At 41.5% G+C, this 17,549-nt stretch carries 18 protein-coding genes and 1 pseudogene; 10 read left to right on the forward strand and 9 right to left on the reverse strand.

What is annotated here, in order from left to right; translation table 11 throughout:
• Window positions 1–229: 229 nt before the first annotated feature.
• Together yhfH (AAHB12_RS20730) and yhfH (AAHB12_RS20735) are read left to right on the forward strand one after the other, a co-directional pair.
• Entirely contained in the window at window positions 230–361 is a 132-nt protein-coding gene (yhfH, locus tag AAHB12_RS20730) for a protein YhfH (protein WP_129726627.1), read from the forward strand.
• A gap of 119 nt (window positions 362–480) precedes the next feature.
• A complete protein-coding gene (gene yhfH, locus AAHB12_RS20735) occupies window positions 481–615 on the forward strand; it encodes a protein YhfH (protein WP_129726626.1) in 135 nt (44 codons plus the stop codon).
• 19 nt (window positions 616–634) lie between these two features.
• Here the strand turns inward: yhfH (AAHB12_RS20735) and AAHB12_RS20740 are convergent, their stop codons facing one another.
• Window positions 635–1,651: a LacI family DNA-binding transcriptional regulator gene (locus AAHB12_RS20740; protein WP_129726625.1), complete on the reverse strand. Its 1,017-nt coding sequence runs from the start codon at window positions 1,649–1,651 to the stop codon at window positions 635–637.
• Between the two features lie 294 nt (window positions 1,652–1,945).
• On the opposite strand from AAHB12_RS20740, the gene AAHB12_RS20745 reads away from it, so the two are divergent.
• The 8 genes from AAHB12_RS20745 to AAHB12_RS20780 all read left to right on the forward strand — a co-directional run bounded on the left by AAHB12_RS20745 (window position 1,946) and on the right by AAHB12_RS20780 (window position 7,168).
• Window positions 1,946–2,650 (forward strand): polysaccharide deacetylase family protein, encoded by a 705-nt coding sequence (locus AAHB12_RS20745; protein WP_342046857.1) that lies wholly within the window; start codon window positions 1,946–1,948, stop codon window positions 2,648–2,650.
• A 550-nt stretch (window positions 2,651–3,200) separates the two neighbouring features.
• Window positions 3,201–3,404 carry a DUF1657 domain-containing protein gene (locus AAHB12_RS20750; protein WP_342046858.1) on the forward strand — a complete coding sequence of 68 codons (204 nt, stop codon included), beginning with the start codon at window positions 3,201–3,203 and terminating at the stop codon, window positions 3,402–3,404.
• A gap of 122 nt (window positions 3,405–3,526) precedes the next feature.
• The gene (locus tag AAHB12_RS20755; RefSeq protein ID WP_342046859.1) at window positions 3,527–3,988 is read left to right on the forward strand and encodes a YhcN/YlaJ family sporulation lipoprotein; all 462 of its coding nucleotides are present in this window, start codon (window positions 3,527–3,529) and stop codon (window positions 3,986–3,988) included.
• A gap of 231 nt (window positions 3,989–4,219) precedes the next feature.
• Complete coding sequence (spoVAC, locus tag AAHB12_RS20760) at window positions 4,220–4,696, forward strand: stage V sporulation protein AC (protein ID WP_342046861.1); 477 nt, start codon at window positions 4,220–4,222, stop codon at window positions 4,694–4,696.
• The gene (gene spoVAD / locus AAHB12_RS20765) at window positions 4,697–5,710 is read left to right on the forward strand and encodes a stage V sporulation protein AD (protein WP_129726620.1); all 1,014 of its coding nucleotides are present in this window, start codon (window positions 4,697–4,699) and stop codon (window positions 5,708–5,710) included. It abuts the gene before it with no gap.
• A 1-nt stretch (window position 5,711) separates the two neighbouring features.
• Window positions 5,712–6,062 (forward strand): stage V sporulation protein AE, encoded by a 351-nt coding sequence (gene spoVAE, locus AAHB12_RS20770; RefSeq protein ID WP_129726619.1) that lies wholly within the window; start codon window positions 5,712–5,714, stop codon window positions 6,060–6,062.
• An 11-nt stretch (window positions 6,063–6,073) separates the two neighbouring features.
• On the forward strand, window positions 6,074–6,280 hold the full coding sequence (locus tag AAHB12_RS20775; RefSeq protein WP_342046863.1) for a DUF1657 domain-containing protein: 207 nt from the start codon (window positions 6,074–6,076) through the stop codon (window positions 6,278–6,280).
• Between the two features lie 18 nt (window positions 6,281–6,298).
• Window positions 6,299–7,168, forward strand: coding sequence for a DUF421 domain-containing protein (locus tag AAHB12_RS20780; RefSeq protein WP_342046864.1), 870 nt, complete (start codon window positions 6,299–6,301; stop codon window positions 7,166–7,168).
• Window positions 7,169–7,292: 124 nt separating this feature from the next.
• Here the strand turns inward: AAHB12_RS20780 and AAHB12_RS20785 are convergent, their stop codons facing one another.
• The 8 genes and pseudogenes from AAHB12_RS20785 to AAHB12_RS20820 form a co-directional block, all read right to left on the reverse strand.
• On the reverse strand, window positions 7,293–9,707 hold the full coding sequence (locus AAHB12_RS20785; RefSeq protein WP_342046865.1) for a YhgE/Pip domain-containing protein: 2,415 nt from the start codon (window positions 9,705–9,707) through the stop codon (window positions 7,293–7,295).
• A gap of 203 nt (window positions 9,708–9,910) precedes the next feature.
• Window positions 9,911–10,483, reverse strand: a complete 573-nt coding sequence (locus AAHB12_RS20790) for a TetR/AcrR family transcriptional regulator (RefSeq protein WP_129726615.1) — start codon at window positions 10,481–10,483, stop codon at window positions 9,911–9,913.
• A 330-nt stretch (window positions 10,484–10,813) separates the two neighbouring features.
• Window positions 10,814–11,218, reverse strand: coding sequence for a GtrA family protein (locus AAHB12_RS20795; RefSeq protein WP_342046866.1), 405 nt, complete (start codon window positions 11,216–11,218; stop codon window positions 10,814–10,816).
• Window positions 11,211–11,408 (reverse strand): annotated as a pseudogene (locus tag AAHB12_RS20800) (hypothetical protein); the annotation flags it as partial. The gene AAHB12_RS20795 and the pseudogene AAHB12_RS20800, both read right to left, overlap by 8 nt.
• A 35-nt stretch (window positions 11,409–11,443) precedes the next feature.
• Window positions 11,444–12,859, reverse strand: coding sequence for a protoporphyrinogen oxidase (gene hemY, locus AAHB12_RS20805; RefSeq protein WP_129726613.1), 1,416 nt, complete (start codon window positions 12,857–12,859; stop codon window positions 11,444–11,446).
• 20 nt (window positions 12,860–12,879) lie between these two features.
• Complete coding sequence (gene hemH / locus AAHB12_RS20810) at window positions 12,880–13,818, reverse strand: ferrochelatase (protein ID WP_342046868.1); 939 nt, start codon at window positions 13,816–13,818, stop codon at window positions 12,880–12,882.
• Window positions 13,819–14,012: 194 nt separating this feature from the next.
• Entirely contained in the window at window positions 14,013–15,056 is a 1,044-nt protein-coding gene (hemE, locus tag AAHB12_RS20815; protein WP_342046870.1) for a uroporphyrinogen decarboxylase, read from the reverse strand.
• 166 nt (window positions 15,057–15,222) lie between these two features.
• Entirely contained in the window at window positions 15,223–17,340 is a 2,118-nt protein-coding gene (locus tag AAHB12_RS20820; RefSeq protein WP_342046872.1) for a transglycosylase domain-containing protein, read from the reverse strand.
• Between the last annotated feature and the right edge of the window lie 209 nt (window positions 17,341–17,549).

Genomic DNA, 17,549 nt, shown 5'->3' on the forward strand with positions numbered 1-17,549 from the left:
CTCCCCCCTCTGGATAGCCCCCCCAAAACCCAATTACCGTCATTTTCATACCATTCACCCTCTCTTATTCTTTCCACTTGTTAGTTTTAGCACTACTTTACACTATAATCGGTAAATTGAACGTTTTCATTATTTTTTATTTTGTTATAAAACAGATGTTGACTTTTTATCGTTGTGTTAATACAATGATAATAACAAAAAGAACATTAACGATTAGGGAGGAATAAACATGTTACAGAAACCATTAGAATTCTTCAGAAATTTGCCTTCAAAAAAATGCTGTGAGTGCGGACGAGAAATCGAGGAGCTGCACGAGGTATATCAAAATAAATGTGACGACTGTACTCATACAGCGGAATAAACAAAACTCGCCGACTGGCAAGCTGCCAGGCTAATACAGTCATATTTTTACGGTAGAACCCTTGACCATTAGCTCCACTCCAAATTCATATACTTCTCATTTTCTAAGGAGGAACACACATGATACAAAAACCATTGGAATTCTTCAGAAATTTACCGTCAAAAAAATGCTGTGAGTGCGGACGAGAAATCGAGGAGCTGCACGAAGTGTATCAAAATAAATGTGACGACTGTACGCATACAACAGCAGAATAAAAAAAGCCCAGCATATTCGCTAGGCTAATACAGTCGTATGTTTCACGGTAGAACCTTTAATCATTAACTCCAATTCGAACTCATATACTTCTTGTTTTTTATAAGTTTTTGTTCGAATTTTTTCCATCATTAATTCAATTACTTTCTTTGCCATCTGATCAACGGGCTGACATACTGTTGTAATTGTCGGCTCCATAATTTCCGATAACAGCTGATTATCAAATCCGATAACGGCAAGCTGCTCGGGAATGCTCCACTGATGGCGCTTGGCTTCCAATATGATTCCTGCTGCTACTTCGTCTCCACCGGCAAAGATAGCAGTAGGATTTTCTTTTGTATCAAGAAGATCTCGAAATACCCTGCAGCCATCCTCCATATCGTAGGCATCCTCCACAAATTCAACAGAATCTACTTGCTCTTTATGCTCTGACACAGCATGCAAAAACCCTTTTTTTCGATGCTGCACGATCATACTGCTTTTATCGCTGCCGCTGCAAAACAACAGACGGCGATGCCCCTGCTCTAATAAATGCTTTGTTGCCACATATGCACCTTCCGCTTGATTAAATTTCACCATCGGAATATGCGCCTCATCTGTATACTCATTGCACATTACAATCGGTCCATGCTGTAAATATGGCTCTACAATCGACCACTTATTTTGCAGCGAGCATAAAATAATACCATCAACCTGCTTTGTTGACAATAGCTCCAAATATTCTAATTCCTTTTCAGGTAAATATCTTGTTTGGCAAATGATTAATTTATACTTATAGTCTGAAGCGAAAATTTCCAATGATTCTATTAATCTGCTGAAAAAGGGATTTGTGACACGAGGCACGAGCACAGCAACAGTCTCCGTTCTTTGCTTTCGCAATCTCCGTGCAGCGGAATTTGGCACAAATCCGAGCGTATTCATCGCAAACTTCACTCGTTTTTTCTTGTCCTCCGATACATATGGATGATTGTTAATCACTCTCGATACAGTTGTCCGTGACAAACCAGCCAGCCTCGCAACGTCTTCAATTGTTGACACCACATTCTCCCCCCTTTAACTGAAAGCGTTTTCTGTTTTTACATTATATAAGATACGATAAGAACTTTCAATGGAAAGAGCGGTTTTTTGTTATATTGAAAATATGACATTTTTTTGAACTCCTATCAATTAAGAAGATCTAATAGAAATATCGCTGACATTCCTCTATAGCTGCTGTACAAATTAGAAAACGAGAAACTTCTGTCTTTAAAGAAATGTTACAATGAGGAGAAAAGATTAGAGTAGATATCAGTGAAAATTTGTTGATAGATTGAACTGGAGGTCGCCTTACTTATGAGAAAAATTGCAGCAATACTTCTTATATCTGTATCCGTATTGCTATTATCAGCCTATGGATTATACAAGCTGATGAATGCTCGTACCTTTCAGCTATTCGGCGAGGTTGTCTCTAGCCTGGACACAAATCAAAAAACTGTAGCGCTCACCTTCGACGATGGTCCGAATGATAAGGCAGATCACGTTCTGCACATACTAAAACAAGCAAATATAAAAGCAACCTTCTTCCTGATTGGAGAAAGTATAGAAAAGTATCCAGAGGAAGCTGAAAAATTGGTACAAGCTGGTCATGAAATCGGAAACCATACTTATTCTCATCAACGCATGATCTTTAAATCTCCATCCTTCATCGAGAATGAAATTGAAAAAACTGACCAGCTCATTCGAGAAGCAGGTTATGAGGGGGAAATCTTGTTTCGTCCTCCATATGGAAAGAAGATTCTAGGATTACCTTATTATTTGAGCAAGCATGATCGAAAAACAATTATGTGGGATGTTGAGCCAGAAAGCTACCCAAAGATAGCGAAAAACCCAGAGACGATTGTTCAATACGTACTTCAACATACAAAGCCCGGCTCTATTATCCTGCTTCATATTTGGCATTACTCTAAGGAGGAGCAAAGCTACATTATCGAGAACGTAACAAAGGGGTTAAAAGAAAAGGGATATACATTCCAAACTGTTTCACAGCTGTTACAATAGACTGCTTTTTAAAATTTGAAATAAGTAAAGAGGGGGGCACCGTTTCCCCCTCTTTACTTATTTTTTCATCTCATGACTTCCCCAGCACCCATTTACTTTTACTATTCTCTGTTTGCTTTGAGCCTGCTGCTAAGGGAAGATATATTAACAACAAAGAAATTTTTGTTGTTTTTTTGCTTGGGGTTTCTTTTACAAGGTCCTTTCGCAGCAGCTGCGTTGTTTCTTGCGGGGTTATTACTATAGCTGTGATTTCAGCCCTTTCTCCTATGCAAGAATACAAAGTAGTAGGCGCTCGCAAAAAAGACTAAGTAAATGGGCAATATACATACGCAAATGCTATAAAAGTTTGAATCATGATTTCGAAAATTCCAATCATTTAGCCGCTTCTTTAATAATTTACCCACTCTCCTTTCTTAGACACTAAAGATATAAAATACATTTAAAACAATATACAATAAAACCCTCATTAACCATAATTAGGAAAAGTATTTCAACAATAAGATAGGAATTCTATATTTTGAGGTACATTTTATTTAGGAGGAATTCATGTATGACAGTCATCAATAATCTTAAGCAAACTCTTGCTGGATTAAAAAGTGCTCAAGCAAGCTTAGAAGGGTTTGCACTTGCCACTGACAACCAACAAGCAAAACAATTGTATCAAAATACTGCTCAGCAAACACAAACAATTATTGATTCTTTAAACTCTCGCATTCAGGAGATTCAGCAAGAAGAACCTCAATATAACCAATAATTACAATTCCAGCGGCCTAAGAGGACTGTAGTTGGGCTATGTAATTGAAAAGGATGATTTCATATCGTCCTTTTCTTCTTTGCTCAAAGTATAACAATAAAAGGAAATGGGATGATGGAATAATGAGAGGAGTAATTATAACAAAGTTTTTTTTCTCTATTCTCTTGTTCGCTGTCATTGTCGGCTGTGGTAATGAACAAAAGAAGGAAACAGCTAAGAATGAACCTCGATTAACAACAGTTAGCTCAGATTCGTTCAATCAGCTTCCCTCCCAAAATGCTGAAAAGCAAATTGTTTCTCTAGAAGAAGTAACAGCTGCAAAAGCTGTCAATTCGGATAAAGAGCTTTACGTTGCTGCAACACCACAGCATCACGAACGATTTCAACTAGATCGCTTAAAAAAGAAAATGAAACAAAAAATGAATGACGTTTATCCAAATTTAAAAAGCTATATAAGTGTTGATAAAAAAATCTTCATGGAGATTGAGCAGTTAAAAAATGACATTAAACGAGGGAAAGCAGATAAGAACACCATAGAGAAAAAATTTAAAAAAATAAAATTAGACATGAATTCCGATACTTGATGTTTCGATAAAGAAAACTCGCCGATTGGCGAGCCCTGCCCTTGGAGAAGACAGAGGCGTAGTTGCACTTACACTTTGTTCCTAAAATTTCTCGCTACGTCGGATGGTCCTCCAGCTAGAAATTTATACGTTCTTAAAGTGTAAAGAAAACTCGCCGATTGGTCTCCTAGCTGGAGAAATTCAAGCATAGCATTTTACACTTTTTTACCCTTATAAAAAGGAAGGTTTCATATGTCCAAGAAAAAGAAAAATATAACACCTGTCCAACAAGAATACCAGACTTTTGCGAGTGAGCGTGAAATCAAACGTCCAGTTTTGAAAAATTGCATCAAAGCATTCTTTGTTGGCGGATTGATTTGTTTAATTGGTCAGCTCATCTCCACTATGTATATTACTTATTTTGACTTTACGGAAAGGTCAGCAGGAAATCCTACTGTAGCTACAATGATTTTTATCTCGATGCTTCTTACAGGATTTGGGTTTTATGATCGATTGGCTCAATTTGGAGGTGCCGGCACAGCTGTCCCAGTTACCGGTTTTGGAAATTCGGTTATCTCCGCCTGTATTGAGCACCGCACAGAAGGATTCGTTCTGGGAGTAGGCGGCAACATGTTCAAACTAGCTGGTTCGGTTATTTTATTCGGTGTTTTCTCCGCCTTTGTCATTGCTATCATCAAGACTATTTGGATACAATGGGGAGGTTTTTAAATGTTACAAGGACACCGAACATGGGTATTCGAGAACAAACCCGTCATTCTATCAACTGGTGTAGTTGGAGGCCCTTTTGAAGCAAATGGAAACGTTCCAGAGGATTTTGATCTTCTTCATGAGGATTTATGGATGGGACAAGACTCCTATGAAAAGGCTCATCGTGTCCTTTTGGAAGAAGCCTGCAAAAGAGCAACAGAGAAAGCAAAGCTGCGTACAAGCGATGTTCAATTCATATTAGCAGGGGATTTAATCAACCAAATTACTCCCTCAAGCTTTGCTTCCCGTACACTGGGAGTTCCTTATTTTGGATTGTTTGGAGCATGTTCCACATCAATGGAGGGACTTGCTTTAGGTGCATTTATCGTGAACGGAAAAGGGGCCAAATACTTGCTAACGGGGGCATCCAGTCATAATACCGCTGTAGAGAAGCAATTTCGATATCCTACGGAATATGGAGGCCAGAAGCCTCCTACCGCACAGTGGACGGTGACAGGTGCAGGAGTTGCTTTGTTAAGTGATCAAGGAGAAGGGCCTTATGTCACCTCCGCAACAATAGGAAGAGTCGTAGACATGGGGTTAACCGATCCATTTAATATGGGAGGCGCTATGGCTCCCGCTGCGGTCGACACAATAGAAGCACATTTTAGAGAGCGTCAAATTGACCCTTCCTACTATGACTTAATTGTAACAGGGGATCTCGGGCGAATTGGTCGGGAAATTTCCCTTGATTTACTGCATAAACACGGATTGTCTATACGCAGCGAGCAATTTCAAGATTGTGGATTAATCATTTACAAGGAGGATCAGCCGGTTTTAGCTGGTGCGAGTGGTGCAGGCTGTTCTGCAACCATTGTTTACGGCCATTTGCTAAATCGAATGAAGAAAGGAGAATTTAGCAAAATTCTTGTAATAGCAACAGGCGCTTTGCTATCTCCTATATCCTTTCAGCAGAAAGACACCATTCCTTGTATTGCTCACGCCGTATCCATTGAATTTGGGGGTGTACAATAAAGTGATCTTTTTTTGGGCCTTTGTAATCGGCGGAATCATATGCGTAATCGGTCAAATCATGTTCGATGTAGCTAAGCTTACCCCTGCTCATACGATGTCTACCCTTGTTGTGATTGGGGCTATATTGGATGGGGTAAATCTTTATGAGCCTCTCATCGACTTTGCCGGAGCGGGTGCAACCGTTCCTATTACAAGCTTCGGAAACGCTCTTGTTCATGGGGCAATGGAAGAAGCGGAAAAACACGGATTGGTCGGGGTTATAACAGGCATGTTCAAAGTAACAAGCGCGGGGATATCTGCGGCTATCATCTTTGGTTTTATTGGAGCTTTATTATTTAAACCAAAAGGATAAGAGGTGTTTACATGACTATAGCTTCAAGTGTGAAATCTTGTCTTGCGAGCTTGAAAGGTGCACAAGCAAGCTTAAGCACATTCGCTCAAAATGCTGCTGATGAAGAGGCAAAACGGGTCTTTCATGAGTGCATGCTGGAAATGGATGATGTGATCCTAGATCTTCAAAAAAGAGTCGGTGTTTTGGAACGTGAAGAACCTCAATATAAAGGATTTTAGCCGAAAGGAGGAAAATGAATGCCTGAATTGCCGCATTGGCTTATGATTACTGTACGTTCAATTAGCTTTTTAATTATTTTATTTTTATTAACAAAATGGCTTGGAAAAAGGCAAATATCCCAGTTATCATTCTTTGAATACATAACAGGTATTACAATTGGGAATATTGCAGCTGAAGTATCAATGGGAATCGAACAAAGCTTCTCAGATGCTCTTATTGGTATACTCGTTTGGTCTGCAGTGCCTTTTCTGGTCGGGTTTATTTCTTTAAAAAGCAAAAGAATACGGAATTTTGTGGAGGGAGAAGCCACTATTTTTATTAAAGATGGAAAAGTTCTAGAGGACAATTTAAAGAAAGAAAAATATACAATTGATGAATTAATGGAATTACTGCGTAAAAAAAATGTGTTCAAGGTTTCTGATGTCGAGTTTGCTTTACTGGAGCCGAACGGAACTTTAAACATTTTATTAAAGAAAGAGAATCAGCCCCTTACTCCAAAGGTTCTTGGACTGAAAGTGGCACAGGAGAAAGAAACACAAACAGTTATTATGGATGGGAAAATATTGAACCAGCCTCTGTCAGCAAGCGGTCATAATCAAGGATGGCTTAGAACGGAGTTGGAAAAGCTAGGCGTTACTTTGGATAACGTATTTATTGGTCAAGTGGACTCCTATGGACAGCTTACTGTTGATTTATATGATGACAAAATTCAAATTTCTCCTCCTCAGGAAAGGCCACTCTTATTAGCCACTTTGAAAAAATGTCAAGCTGATCTTGAACTATTTGCTCTAGAAACAGGCTCAGTTACAGCTCAAAATATGTACACAAAGAATGCCTTACGTATGCAGGGAATTTTAGATAAGGTAACTTACCTTCTGAAAGAATAAGAAATTTCTTTTATTTGTTTCTCCTTAAAGCAAAAAGGGGCTAATCCAAAAGGCACATTAGATGAGTTTTGGTTAGTCCCTTTTTAAACCTTTATTTCGTTTTTACTCTAGCTGTTAATCATTCTTATTCCTGAACTAACTCAGCTTGCCCTATTTGTTTAAACTGTCTTCTATAAGCCACTGTAAAGTAAGTGATTGTTCCAACTATAGAAACAATCGCCCATCCTGCCAACACAAAGACGTTATCCCACATAAGAGGAATATTGTCAGCTGAGATAATGGCACGGAATCCGCTAACCGAATATGTCATCGGCACATATGGCGCCAATATTTGCAGTGCATCCGCTACAAGCTCGACTGGATACGTACCTGCGCTTGCAACAAGCTGAATAATTAATAGCAGAATCGCCGCAAAACGTCCAACATCTCCAAACGCTGTAACAAGAAATTGAATTAGTGATAAAAATGTAATACTTGTTAAGAATGTAAATAACATAAAATGCGGTACGCTTGTTACATGGATATCAAGACCAAGCAGCACAACACCATCAACGATTAAAGACTGCATCGTTCCCATAATGAGAATGACTGCATATTTACTTATAAACCAGGAGAAGCCGGATTTTGGAACCCCAGCTGCCTCACGCAACGGATAAATGACTGTTAGCATAATAGAACCCACATATAAGCCAAGAGACATAAAGTATGGCGCTACACCTGTTGCGTAGTTGATGGCTTCGCCGAAGTCTTTTGTCACGAGATTCACAGGCTTAGCAAACATTTCGTATGTTTCTTTACTTCCGCTTGCTTCACTCGTTTCTTTTGCTGCATCGCTTAATTTAGTGGACAACTCGCCTGCACCATCCGTAATTTGGCTTAAACCATCGGTCAGCTTTCCGGAACCGTCAGCCAACTGCTCTGTACCATCAGCTAATTTATCAGAACCATCCTTTAATTGAGCAACACCGCCTGTAAGCTGAGCTGCACCGTTAGCTAGTGTTTGGACACCTGTTCCCATTTGCGCAGAAGCAGATGTTAATTGTCTCATACCGTTGTCTAAATCAGCTGCTCCCGTTGCTAAAAGCAAGGAGCCCTTCGTTACTTCTGACAATTTTCTTCCGAATAGCTCAAAGCCCTCCATATATTCTGTTTGACCGTTAACTAATGCTGTTGCTCCAGTTACTAGCTGCTTTTGTGCATCAGTTACTGCTTGCATCCCAGCTTGCAGCTGCCCGATTCCACCCTGAAGTTCGTTCGCCCCCGACGCTAGTCCGTTTGCCCCTCCAGCGATTTCTCCAGCTTTCACTGCCAGCGTTTTTGTTCCTTCGGCTACCTGTGCTGTTCCGCCCTTTACACCTTGGCTTTGAGCAAGCAGCTTTTCAATTGTCGGCTGCAATTGGCTTTTATACGGCTCCGGCATTGCTTCTACCTGGATTTGCAGCTGCGCTAAACCATCCGTTACCTTGTCTGCTCCTGCTGCAGCCTCGGTTGCTCCAATCCCCACACTCTCGGCGCTATCCTTCCAGGCTAAGCTTCCCTTTGATAAAGAAGCCGCTCCTGCTGCCAATTTGTCTGCTCCTTCCTTTGCTGCCGGAAGTTTGCCATTGATTTCATTTAATCCGGCAAGAGACTGTCCCAAACCATTAGAAACATCAGTTGTTCCCTTTTGCAGTTTCAATGCATTTTCAGATAATGTCTTCTGACCGTCTTGCAGCTGTCCTAAACCGTTAGACAATTCTCCAAGTTTGCTGCTTAACGTATTTAAACCGGCTGCTTCTTGTGTCATTCCTTGCTGAAACTGACTGGATTTGTCTGTTAGCAGATTTAAGTTGGCTGCAATCTCCTGAGACCCATTCTTTGCATCGGATAACCCGTTTTGAAACGAGATTGATTTTTCCGCAAGCTCCTGCAAATGAGTATGAAGCTCCTCTGCTCCATCCTTGGCATCAGTGCCGCCATCACGAAGCTTACCTGCACCGTCTCCAGCCTCTTGCAATCCGTCAGATACCTTCGCGATAGAATCAAACATATCCTCAGTATATGTTTCAGTAATCGTCGCGGAAATCTCTTCCTTCATTTTCTCAACTGCGCTGTTTCCGATTTGCGCTGCCAAAAAGTTATATGCCTTATTTGGAATATATGCCAATTCCAAATGCTTTGGATGTTCATCCATGAGTGTTGTTGCATTCTCTGAAAAATCATTTGGAATGCGAATGACCATGTAGTATTTGTTATCCTTCAGCCCTTGCTCAGCCTTCTCTTCACTCACAAAGTGCCACTGAAAGCTATCCTTTTCCTTTAATTTCTCAACAAAGTCCTCTCCAACCGTCAATGCTTTTCCCTCATATGTTGTTCCTTTATCAAGGTTCACAACAGCCACTGGCAAATGGTCAAGCTTGCCATACGGATCTTTAAATGCATATAAATATGTTCCTGCATATAAAACAGGAATAAACATAATCGCAATAAGGGCTATCACTGTCATCCTTTTTTGGAAAAGTGCAGAGAATTCCGCCCGTAATGTTGTAAGTCTTTTCATACTTCTCCCTCTTTCTACGAATGACTGATTTGTTCATTTGGTCATATTGCTCTAAAGAAAACTCGCCGATTGGCGAGCCATGCCCTTGGACGAAGACAAAGGCGTAGTTGCACTTATACTTTGTTCCTAAAATTTCTAACTACGTCGAACTGTCTTCCTGCTAGAAATTTATACTTTCTTAAAGTGTAAAAAAGAAGGACTATCTATTTGGACAATCCCTTCAATAAATATAATTCAAACAGCTCAGCAATTTGCTTTTCTCCAAGCGGTTCATGATGCTGTTCCCAATCAGAAATGAGCGCAATGTACAAACGTCGCATCACAAATGCTGTAATCTCTGGATCACACTCACGGATTTCTCCCTTTTGAATAGCCAACTCAAGATGGTACCTGATAAACGAAAGGATAGCTCTGTCCATTTTCAGTAAGACTTCCTGCACAGCTGGTGTTCCGATATCCCGATCCTCTTGAAATAGCTTCCAAGCAAGTTTATGATCCTTTCGAAATGTTAAAATACTGGAAAGAGCTCGTAGTACGTTCTCAATAAACGTATCATCTTCTCGAATCGCCGCCTCTGCCGCCTCCTTCATCTCTGAAATTAAACATGTCACAATCTCATCAAGCAGCTCTTCTTTGTTTTTAAAAAACGTATAAATCGTTCCTTTGCCAACGTTGGCCATTTTGGCGACCTGATCAATTGTTGTTGCTTTATAACCAAACGATGCAAAGGATGCAGTTGCCGCCTCGATAATGGCCCGCTTTCGATCTATTGCCATCTTGCTTCACTCCCGAAGTGACCAAATGAACAATTTAGTCAGTTAGTATAGTGGTATCTTATCATATGAATGTAGAATGAGCAAGAGCTCTGCAGTGTAAGATCTTTTCCTCTCTGTTCATTTCCTACTATAAAATTTCCTCTCTGCTACTTTTATGATTCCTACAATCGTTAATATTTAGTATTACCAGTGCAGTGAATAGTCTCTTAGTCAAATTTACATTTTTTTACAACACTAAAGAAAACTCGCTGGAAATTTATACTTTCCTACAGTGAAAAAAAGCGCGAAAAGGCAGCAGCCATCTCACGCTTTTACAATGGAGCAGCAGTCTTACCCATGACTGACTTGCTTTTTAAAAATTACATACTTGCTTATAAAGTAATTCACAAGAATTACTACTACGTTTGCCACGCATTTTGCAATAAAATCATTCATGTGCAGTTGCGCGACTAATAACAGCATCGTTCCAATATCAAGGCCATAAGAGAACAAGCGCGCAATAAAGAAAAGAAACATTTCCTTTAGTACGAACCGCATGCTGGATTCCTTACTCCGAAATACATACAGCTTATTCGTGACAAAAGCGAATAAAACAGATACAATCCAAGCAATCGTGGTTGCCAGCTTATATTCTATCTGTAGCAGCTTTGTACAAAACAAATACGTAACAATATTAATGGCCGTTGTCAGCACACCAAACACGACATACAAAATAACTTCCCGTTTGCTATCCATCTGTCCTGCGTACCCCTACACCAATTCTTCTACTAGGCTGACCTTCCTCATTGGTAATCTTCTGATTATTATACTCATCTACAAAGTATAGTGGCCTTTTTTTCGTCTCGTTGAAGACTCTCCCTAAGTATTCACCTATAATGCCTAATGAAAGAAGCTGAATTCCTCCCAAGAATAAAATAACGGCCAATTGCAGGAAAGTATACATTTCCAGCTAGAAGCAAATTATACCGAAACCGCAAACTCCTTTTGTATACCATTAAGAACTTTCTCAACGACCGCCTCTGCCTGGTCAATACAATCTGGAATTCCCGCGCCAGCATATGAGCTGCCTGCCAAATATACCCCTGGTAATTCTCGCTCCATAAACTCATACAGCTTTGCCATTCGCTCCTTATGACCGACCGTATATTGCGGCATTGCTTCCTGCCAGCGGCTAACTACAGTAAATTCCGGCTCCGCATCAATGTCCATCGTTTTCTTTAAGTCTGTTAGGACAGTCCTAATCAGATCCTCGTCCGGTCGAACGACAATCTCTTCATCCCCTGGACGACCGACATAGCATCGCAGCAGCACCTTTCCTTTTGGGGTTGTATGCGGCCACTTCTTATGAGTCCATGTACAAGCTGTGATCGTGAAATTGCTATTCCGGGACACGACAAACCCTGTTCCATCAATATCCTTTTGAATCGCATCCTCAGAAAAGGCAAGAGCAACATTTGCAACAGATGTAGAGGGAATGTTGCGAAAGAACTGAAATTCTCGATATTTCGAAAACAGTGCCGGCAGCATCTTATGAGGTGTTGCTATAATCACTGCAGCTGCTTCTATGTCCTTTCCATTGCTTAGCATCAGATGATAGCCCTGCTCTGTTTTGTTGATTTTCTCAACGCGCGTAGATTTCATAACCGTTCCTGCTTCAAGGCGATTCTCCATTGCTTCTACGAGCGATCCTAGTCCTGCTTCCAATGTTAAGAAAATCCCTTTCTTCTTCCCCGCCCCCGGTGGCGTTTTCGGTGCCAGCGTCCGCATCCCGCGGACAATGCTGCCGTGCTTTTGCTCCACCTGATAAAACTGCGGAAATGTCGCCATTAAACTCATTTGATCAATATCACCTGCATAAATACCGGATAATAATGGTTCAATTAAATTTTCAACAACTTCATTTCCGAGGCGTCTACGGAAAAACTGTCCAAGTGATTGATCCGAAACCTCCTTGGAACGCGGCAAAATAAAATCAAAGCCGGCGCGCAGCTTGCCAAGAGGAGAAAACAATCCAGATGTAACAAAAGGGGTAACCTGCGTCGGGATCCCCATCATGGAACCGCTCGGAATACCGTGAAGCTTGTCATTCACAAGAACGTATGATTTTCCGGTTGCATTGTTTACCAGTGCGTCTTCCAAACCAACTTCCTTCGCCAAACGGGATGCACTTGTTTTTCGCTCTAAAAACGAATCGGGACCGCGTTCAATGACAAATCCGTCACGGCGCACGGTTTGAATTTTCCCACCCAGTCTGCCGGAAGCTTCAATTAACAATGTTTCCATTGGGAGCTGCTGCTCCCGTATATGCTTTTGCAAGTAATATGCAGCGGTTAATCCAGCGATGCCGCCGCCGATAATCACTACCTTTTGTCCCATGTCGGTGCCCTCCCCTGCTGCTAACGCAAAACGCTGCTTAATTGTTTCAGTACAACATCTGCTAAACTTTCTATAAACTCGTCCTGCGCATTCGGCATGGCTGGACGATAATAGCTAGCACTGATTCGATCAGTTACTGCTTTACATTCAATATCGTTATCGTATAAAACTTCTAAGTGATCTGATATAAACCCAGCAGGAACATAAACAAATGCCTTGTATCCCTGCTTATCATGTAAGTCCTGCGTCAAATCCTGAACATCTGGTCCAATCCACGGCTCCGGTGTATTACCAGCACTTTGCCAGCCAATCTCATATCGTGTAACCCCGGATTCCTTTGCGATAAGATCTGCCGTCTCCTGCAGCTGTTGAGGGTACGGGTCCCCTGCTGCGATAATTTTTTCCGGCAAACTGTGTGCAGATACGATTAAAACAGCATGATCCCGTTCTTCTTCTGTCATGCTAGCGTATGTTTCTCTTACTTTGTTTGCCCAGTAGGAAATAAATTTTGGCTCTGCATACCAGCTCTCAATCTCATAAATAACAGGACCACCAAGCTTTGCAGCCTCTTCCTTCGCGCGTCCATTATAGGATTTCACGCTAAAAGTAGAATAGTGCGGAGCAAGAACAATGCTAACAGCCTCTTCAATACCATCAGCATGCATTCGCTGCACTGCATCCTCTACAAATGGCTCGATATGCTTTAATCCAAGATACATTTTAAATTGAACTTCGTCTTGCACTGTATTTAACTTTTCCTCCAGCTTTTCTGCCTGCTCAAGCGTGATTTTCGCAAGAGGGGAAATGCCTCCGATCGCGCGGTAGCGCTCGGTCAACTCTTCAAGAGCTTCTTCACTCGGTCTGCGTCCCCTGCGAATATGTGTATAGTACCGCTCAATATCCTCCTCTTTGTAAGGAGTGCCGTATGCCATTACCAGTAAACCAATCACCTTTTTCATCCGTATGATTTCGTCTCCTCTTTGTCTATAGTACTTAAAATAAAAAGTTATAGGCTTCTAGCCGCTGCAATCGGCGAGTTTTCTTTACACTGTAAGAAAGTATAAATTTCCAGCTAGAAGTGAATTCGACGCAATTGGAAATTTTAGGAATACAATATAAGTGCAACTACGGCTCGCCAATCGGCAAGTTTTCTTTAAGACAACTGCAGTCTAGAATATTCGTGTATAAATTTGGTCAGGCGCTGCAATGTTTCGGGTTTTACTTCCGGGAATACGCCGTGACCTAGGTTAAAAACATAACCTGGTTGCTTCATACCTTGGTCCAAAATAGCTTTTACGCGCTCTTCAATAACATCCCATGGGCAAAGAAGAATTGCGGGCTCTAAATTTCCTTGTACTGCTTTTTGAATGCCGCACGCACGTGCTTCTTCAATCGGCAAGCGCCAGTCTAACCCCACAACATCAAGCGGCAGGTCATTCCATTCATTAGCTAAGTGACTTGCCCCTACACCGAACATGATGAGCGGCACATTCGTAGCGCGAAGCTCTGCAAAAATACGCTCCATCGTCGGCTTAATATATACGCGGTAATCCGCCACATTTAATGCTCCTACCCATGAATCAAAAATTTGGACAGCCTTCGCACCAGCTTGCACCTGTGATTTGACGTATGTAATAGTCATATCTGCGAGCTTCTCCATTAGTGCAAACCAAGCTTTTGGCTCTGCATACATAAACGCCTTTGTTTTGTTATAATTGCGTGACGGACCGCCTTCAACCATATAGCTGGCTAGTGTGAAAGGAGCCCCGGCAAAACCGATGAGCGGCACATCCAGCATCTCTGTTGTCAATAAACGAATCGTTTCTAATACATATGGCACATCCTGCTCTGGATGGATCTCACCAAGTTTTTCAACGTCCTGCAAGGAACGCACAGGGTTAGAAATAACCGGTCCAATACCCGATTTAATATCAACATCAACACCAATAGCTGGAAGCGGTGACATAATGTCTTTATATAAAATGGCTGCATCTACATTGTATTGATCAACAGGAAGCTTTGTCACGTAGGCACACAACTCAGGTTGATGCGTAATTTCAAACAGTGAATATTTCTCCTTTAGCTTACGGTATTCTGGCTGTGAGCGACCAGCTTGTCTCATGTACCATACCGGAACATAGTCTGTTTTTTCTCCCCTGCAAGCCTTTATAAATGTATCATTAATATTTCGTACCAAAACCCCTGTCTCCCTTCCTCGACAATCAGCATATTATTATCTTTTCTTACTATACCTTTTTATTAAGAAAAATGCATAAAAAACGGTCATCTGTTCAATAAATTGACATTTTTCAACGAATTACATCGTTTTCATTATAGCATACGGGCTATGGTCGAGGCTTTTGTTACGGGTGCACGCTTTCTGTTTTTTCCCCCTCCTGTTTTGTTTGCGGATTGAACGGCACTACATAAAATTCTGGAACAGAAAAGATGTTAATATATTTCGCATTAAATTCGCCCTTCCCTGTGACTGTACCGATTAGAATAGAGGAACTTCCTTCTTTTTTATAAACACGGTACTGGACCCGTTTATCTGGAAGAGGCGTCCATGTAACCTTAGCTGTAAACAATCCAAATGGTGTAAACACAAGCTTTACACGTACATTCTCCAGTTTATCAAGCCGGATTGGCTCTTCTACATTTTCTACATCCTTTGGCTGGGGAAACTTTGCAAATACTTCCGCGTGGGCATCTGTTAAGACTTTCTTGAACAATCTTGTCGGGTAATTGCTTCCGCCTACTAAGTAATGCTCCGAATCCGTACGGTCATATCCCATCCACACGGCGCCGACAAGCGATGGTGTATATCCTGCAAACCATACGTCTCTTGCGCCCTTGTTATTACCTGGGAGCGATGTTGTACCCGTTTTGCCAGCCAGCGCTCCTCCATACTGACCAGCTTGTGCGGTTCCTTCCTTTACTGCTCCTTCAAGCATGCGCGTCATGTACCAGGCTGTTTGCTTTGAGAAAATTTGTGTTTCTTTTGGCGTTGCTGTCGCAATTGTATCGCCATTTCGGTTGACAATCTGCCTTATGACATGCGGTTCAATCACTTTGCCCCCTGCAGAAAAGGAACGGTACAGCTTCACTATTTCTAACGGAGATGTACCTTCCTTTAAACCGCCAAGAGCCGCGCTAAGCCCTTGCTCTTCAATGAAAATACCCGCTTTCTCTAGTGGCTGCTTCGCTGTTTCCAAACCGAGATGATCCAGCAGCCATACAGCAGGAATATTGGCGGACTCCTTGATGGCATCGTACATCGTAATTTCCTTTGAATAGTGGTCATCATAGTTTCGCGGCATGTAACCGTGGAACGATTGGCGTTCATTTGTCAGAAGAGAGTACGGCTTATACTCCTTCGCTTCAAGCGCAGGAGCATAAACAAGCAGCGGCTTCAAAACGGAGCCGGGCTGCCGCTTCACAAATACACGGTTCCAGCCCCTTGGTACATAGTTTCGTCCGCCTATTGCGGCGCGGATACCTCCTGTTTTGCTGTCCATCAATACGAAAGCACCTTCTGCATCCCCATCCGTCCCAGGAAAACTGCTCTCATTCTGAAATAGCTTATAGGCTGTTTTTTGTATATCCGGATCCATGGAAACGACAAAAGTATATCCTCCGCGCAGTACTTCTTCATATGATAGTCCATATAGATCCTCTGCTTCTTGAAATACCATATCAATGTATGAAAGATACGCTTGCTCTCTCTCGGTTTTGGTCACATGAAGAGACAAAGTTTTCCCTTGGTAGCGTACAGCATCTTCAGCTGATATATAGCCTTCTTCATGCATAAGGGACAAAACAGTATCACGGCGCTCCTTGCTTTTTTCTGGATGCAGCACAGGAGAGTATGTATTCGGGCCTTTTGGAAGAGCGGCAAGCAAAGCACCTTCTTCAACTGTGAGTGCCTGTACATTTTTGCTGAAATAAAATTTCGCTGCCGCTTCAATCCCGTACACACCATGCCCGAAATAAATCTGATTTAAATACATTTCTAGCAGCTGCTGCTTCGTGTAACGGCGTTCCAGATTTAATGCTATGATTAGCTCTTTTGTTTTTCGCAGCAATGTTTTTTCATTGGTTAAAAAAACATTTTTCGCCAGCTGCTGCGTAATCGTGCTTCCGCCTTCTACTTTTCCCCGCACCAATATATCCTTATAGAGCGCGCGAAACACAGATGGGAAATCTACACCGTGATGCTCATAAAAACGAGCATCCTCAGTCGCCACAAATGCTTGTTGCACGTAACTCGGCACTTTTGAAATGGACACAAGTTCCCGGTTTTCCGTATAGAGTTTAGAAATTTCATTTCCTTGTTCATCTACAATACGGGAGGCAGAGTTCAGCACAAGCTTTTTGTCATCTATAACATAATCCCCAAGAGAGATAATGAGAATATAACCCAAAATGGCTGTGAGCAGAACAACCGCCGTTCCGAGAAGCCATAATCTTATTTGTTTCAACGGAGTGTAACACCCCTTCCAAATAGTGGTTATTTTTATTATTTGAGAAATTTAGTTCTTTATGTATTATTTTCTTGCTTTTGGTTTATTTCTTATTAATTCATTCTGGAAAACTTACGCTTTCAATAAAGAAAACTCGCCGATTGGCGAGCCGTGCCCTTCGGCGAAGACAGAGGCGTAGTTGCACTTATACTGTATCCCTAAAAATT

The sequence above is a fragment of the Bacillus sp. OTU530 genome, assembly GCF_038440375.1.

Bases quoted from the DNA above. Each gene is read 5' to 3' on its own strand.
- yhfH (WP_129726627.1), top strand. From the start codon at position 230: ATGTTACAGAAACCATTAGAATTCTTCAGAAATTTGCCTTCAAAAAAA.
- yhfH (WP_129726626.1), top strand. From the start codon at position 481: ATGATACAAAAACCATTGGAATTCTTCAGAAATTTACCGTCAAAAAAA.
- AAHB12_RS20745 (WP_342046857.1), top strand. From the start codon at position 1,946: ATGAGAAAAATTGCAGCAATACTTCTTATATCTGTATCCGTATTGCTA.
- AAHB12_RS20750 (WP_342046858.1), top strand. From the start codon at position 3,201: ATGACAGTCATCAATAATCTTAAGCAAACTCTTGCTGGATTAAAAAGT.
- AAHB12_RS20755 (WP_342046859.1), top strand. From the start codon at position 3,527: ATGAGAGGAGTAATTATAACAAAGTTTTTTTTCTCTATTCTCTTGTTC.
- spoVAC (WP_342046861.1), top strand. From the start codon at position 4,220: ATGTCCAAGAAAAAGAAAAATATAACACCTGTCCAACAAGAATACCAG.
- spoVAD (WP_129726620.1), top strand. From the start codon at position 4,697: ATGTTACAAGGACACCGAACATGGGTATTCGAGAACAAACCCGTCATT.
- AAHB12_RS20775 (WP_342046863.1), top strand. From the start codon at position 6,074: ATGACTATAGCTTCAAGTGTGAAATCTTGTCTTGCGAGCTTGAAAGGT.
- AAHB12_RS20780 (WP_342046864.1), top strand. From the start codon at position 6,299: ATGCCTGAATTGCCGCATTGGCTTATGATTACTGTACGTTCAATTAGC.
- AAHB12_RS20785 (WP_342046865.1), bottom strand. From the start codon at position 9,707: ATGAAAAGACTTACAACATTACGGGCGGAATTCTCTGCACTTTTCCAA.
- AAHB12_RS20790 (WP_129726615.1), bottom strand. From the start codon at position 10,483: ATGGCAATAGATCGAAAGCGGGCCATTATCGAGGCGGCAACTGCATCC.
- AAHB12_RS20795 (WP_342046866.1), bottom strand. From the start codon at position 11,218: ATGGATAGCAAACGGGAAGTTATTTTGTATGTCGTGTTTGGTGTGCTG.
- hemY (WP_129726613.1), bottom strand. From the start codon at position 12,859: ATGGGACAAAAGGTAGTGATTATCGGCGGCGGCATCGCTGGATTAACC.
- hemH (WP_342046868.1), bottom strand. From the start codon at position 13,818: ATGAAAAAGGTGATTGGTTTACTGGTAATGGCATACGGCACTCCTTAC.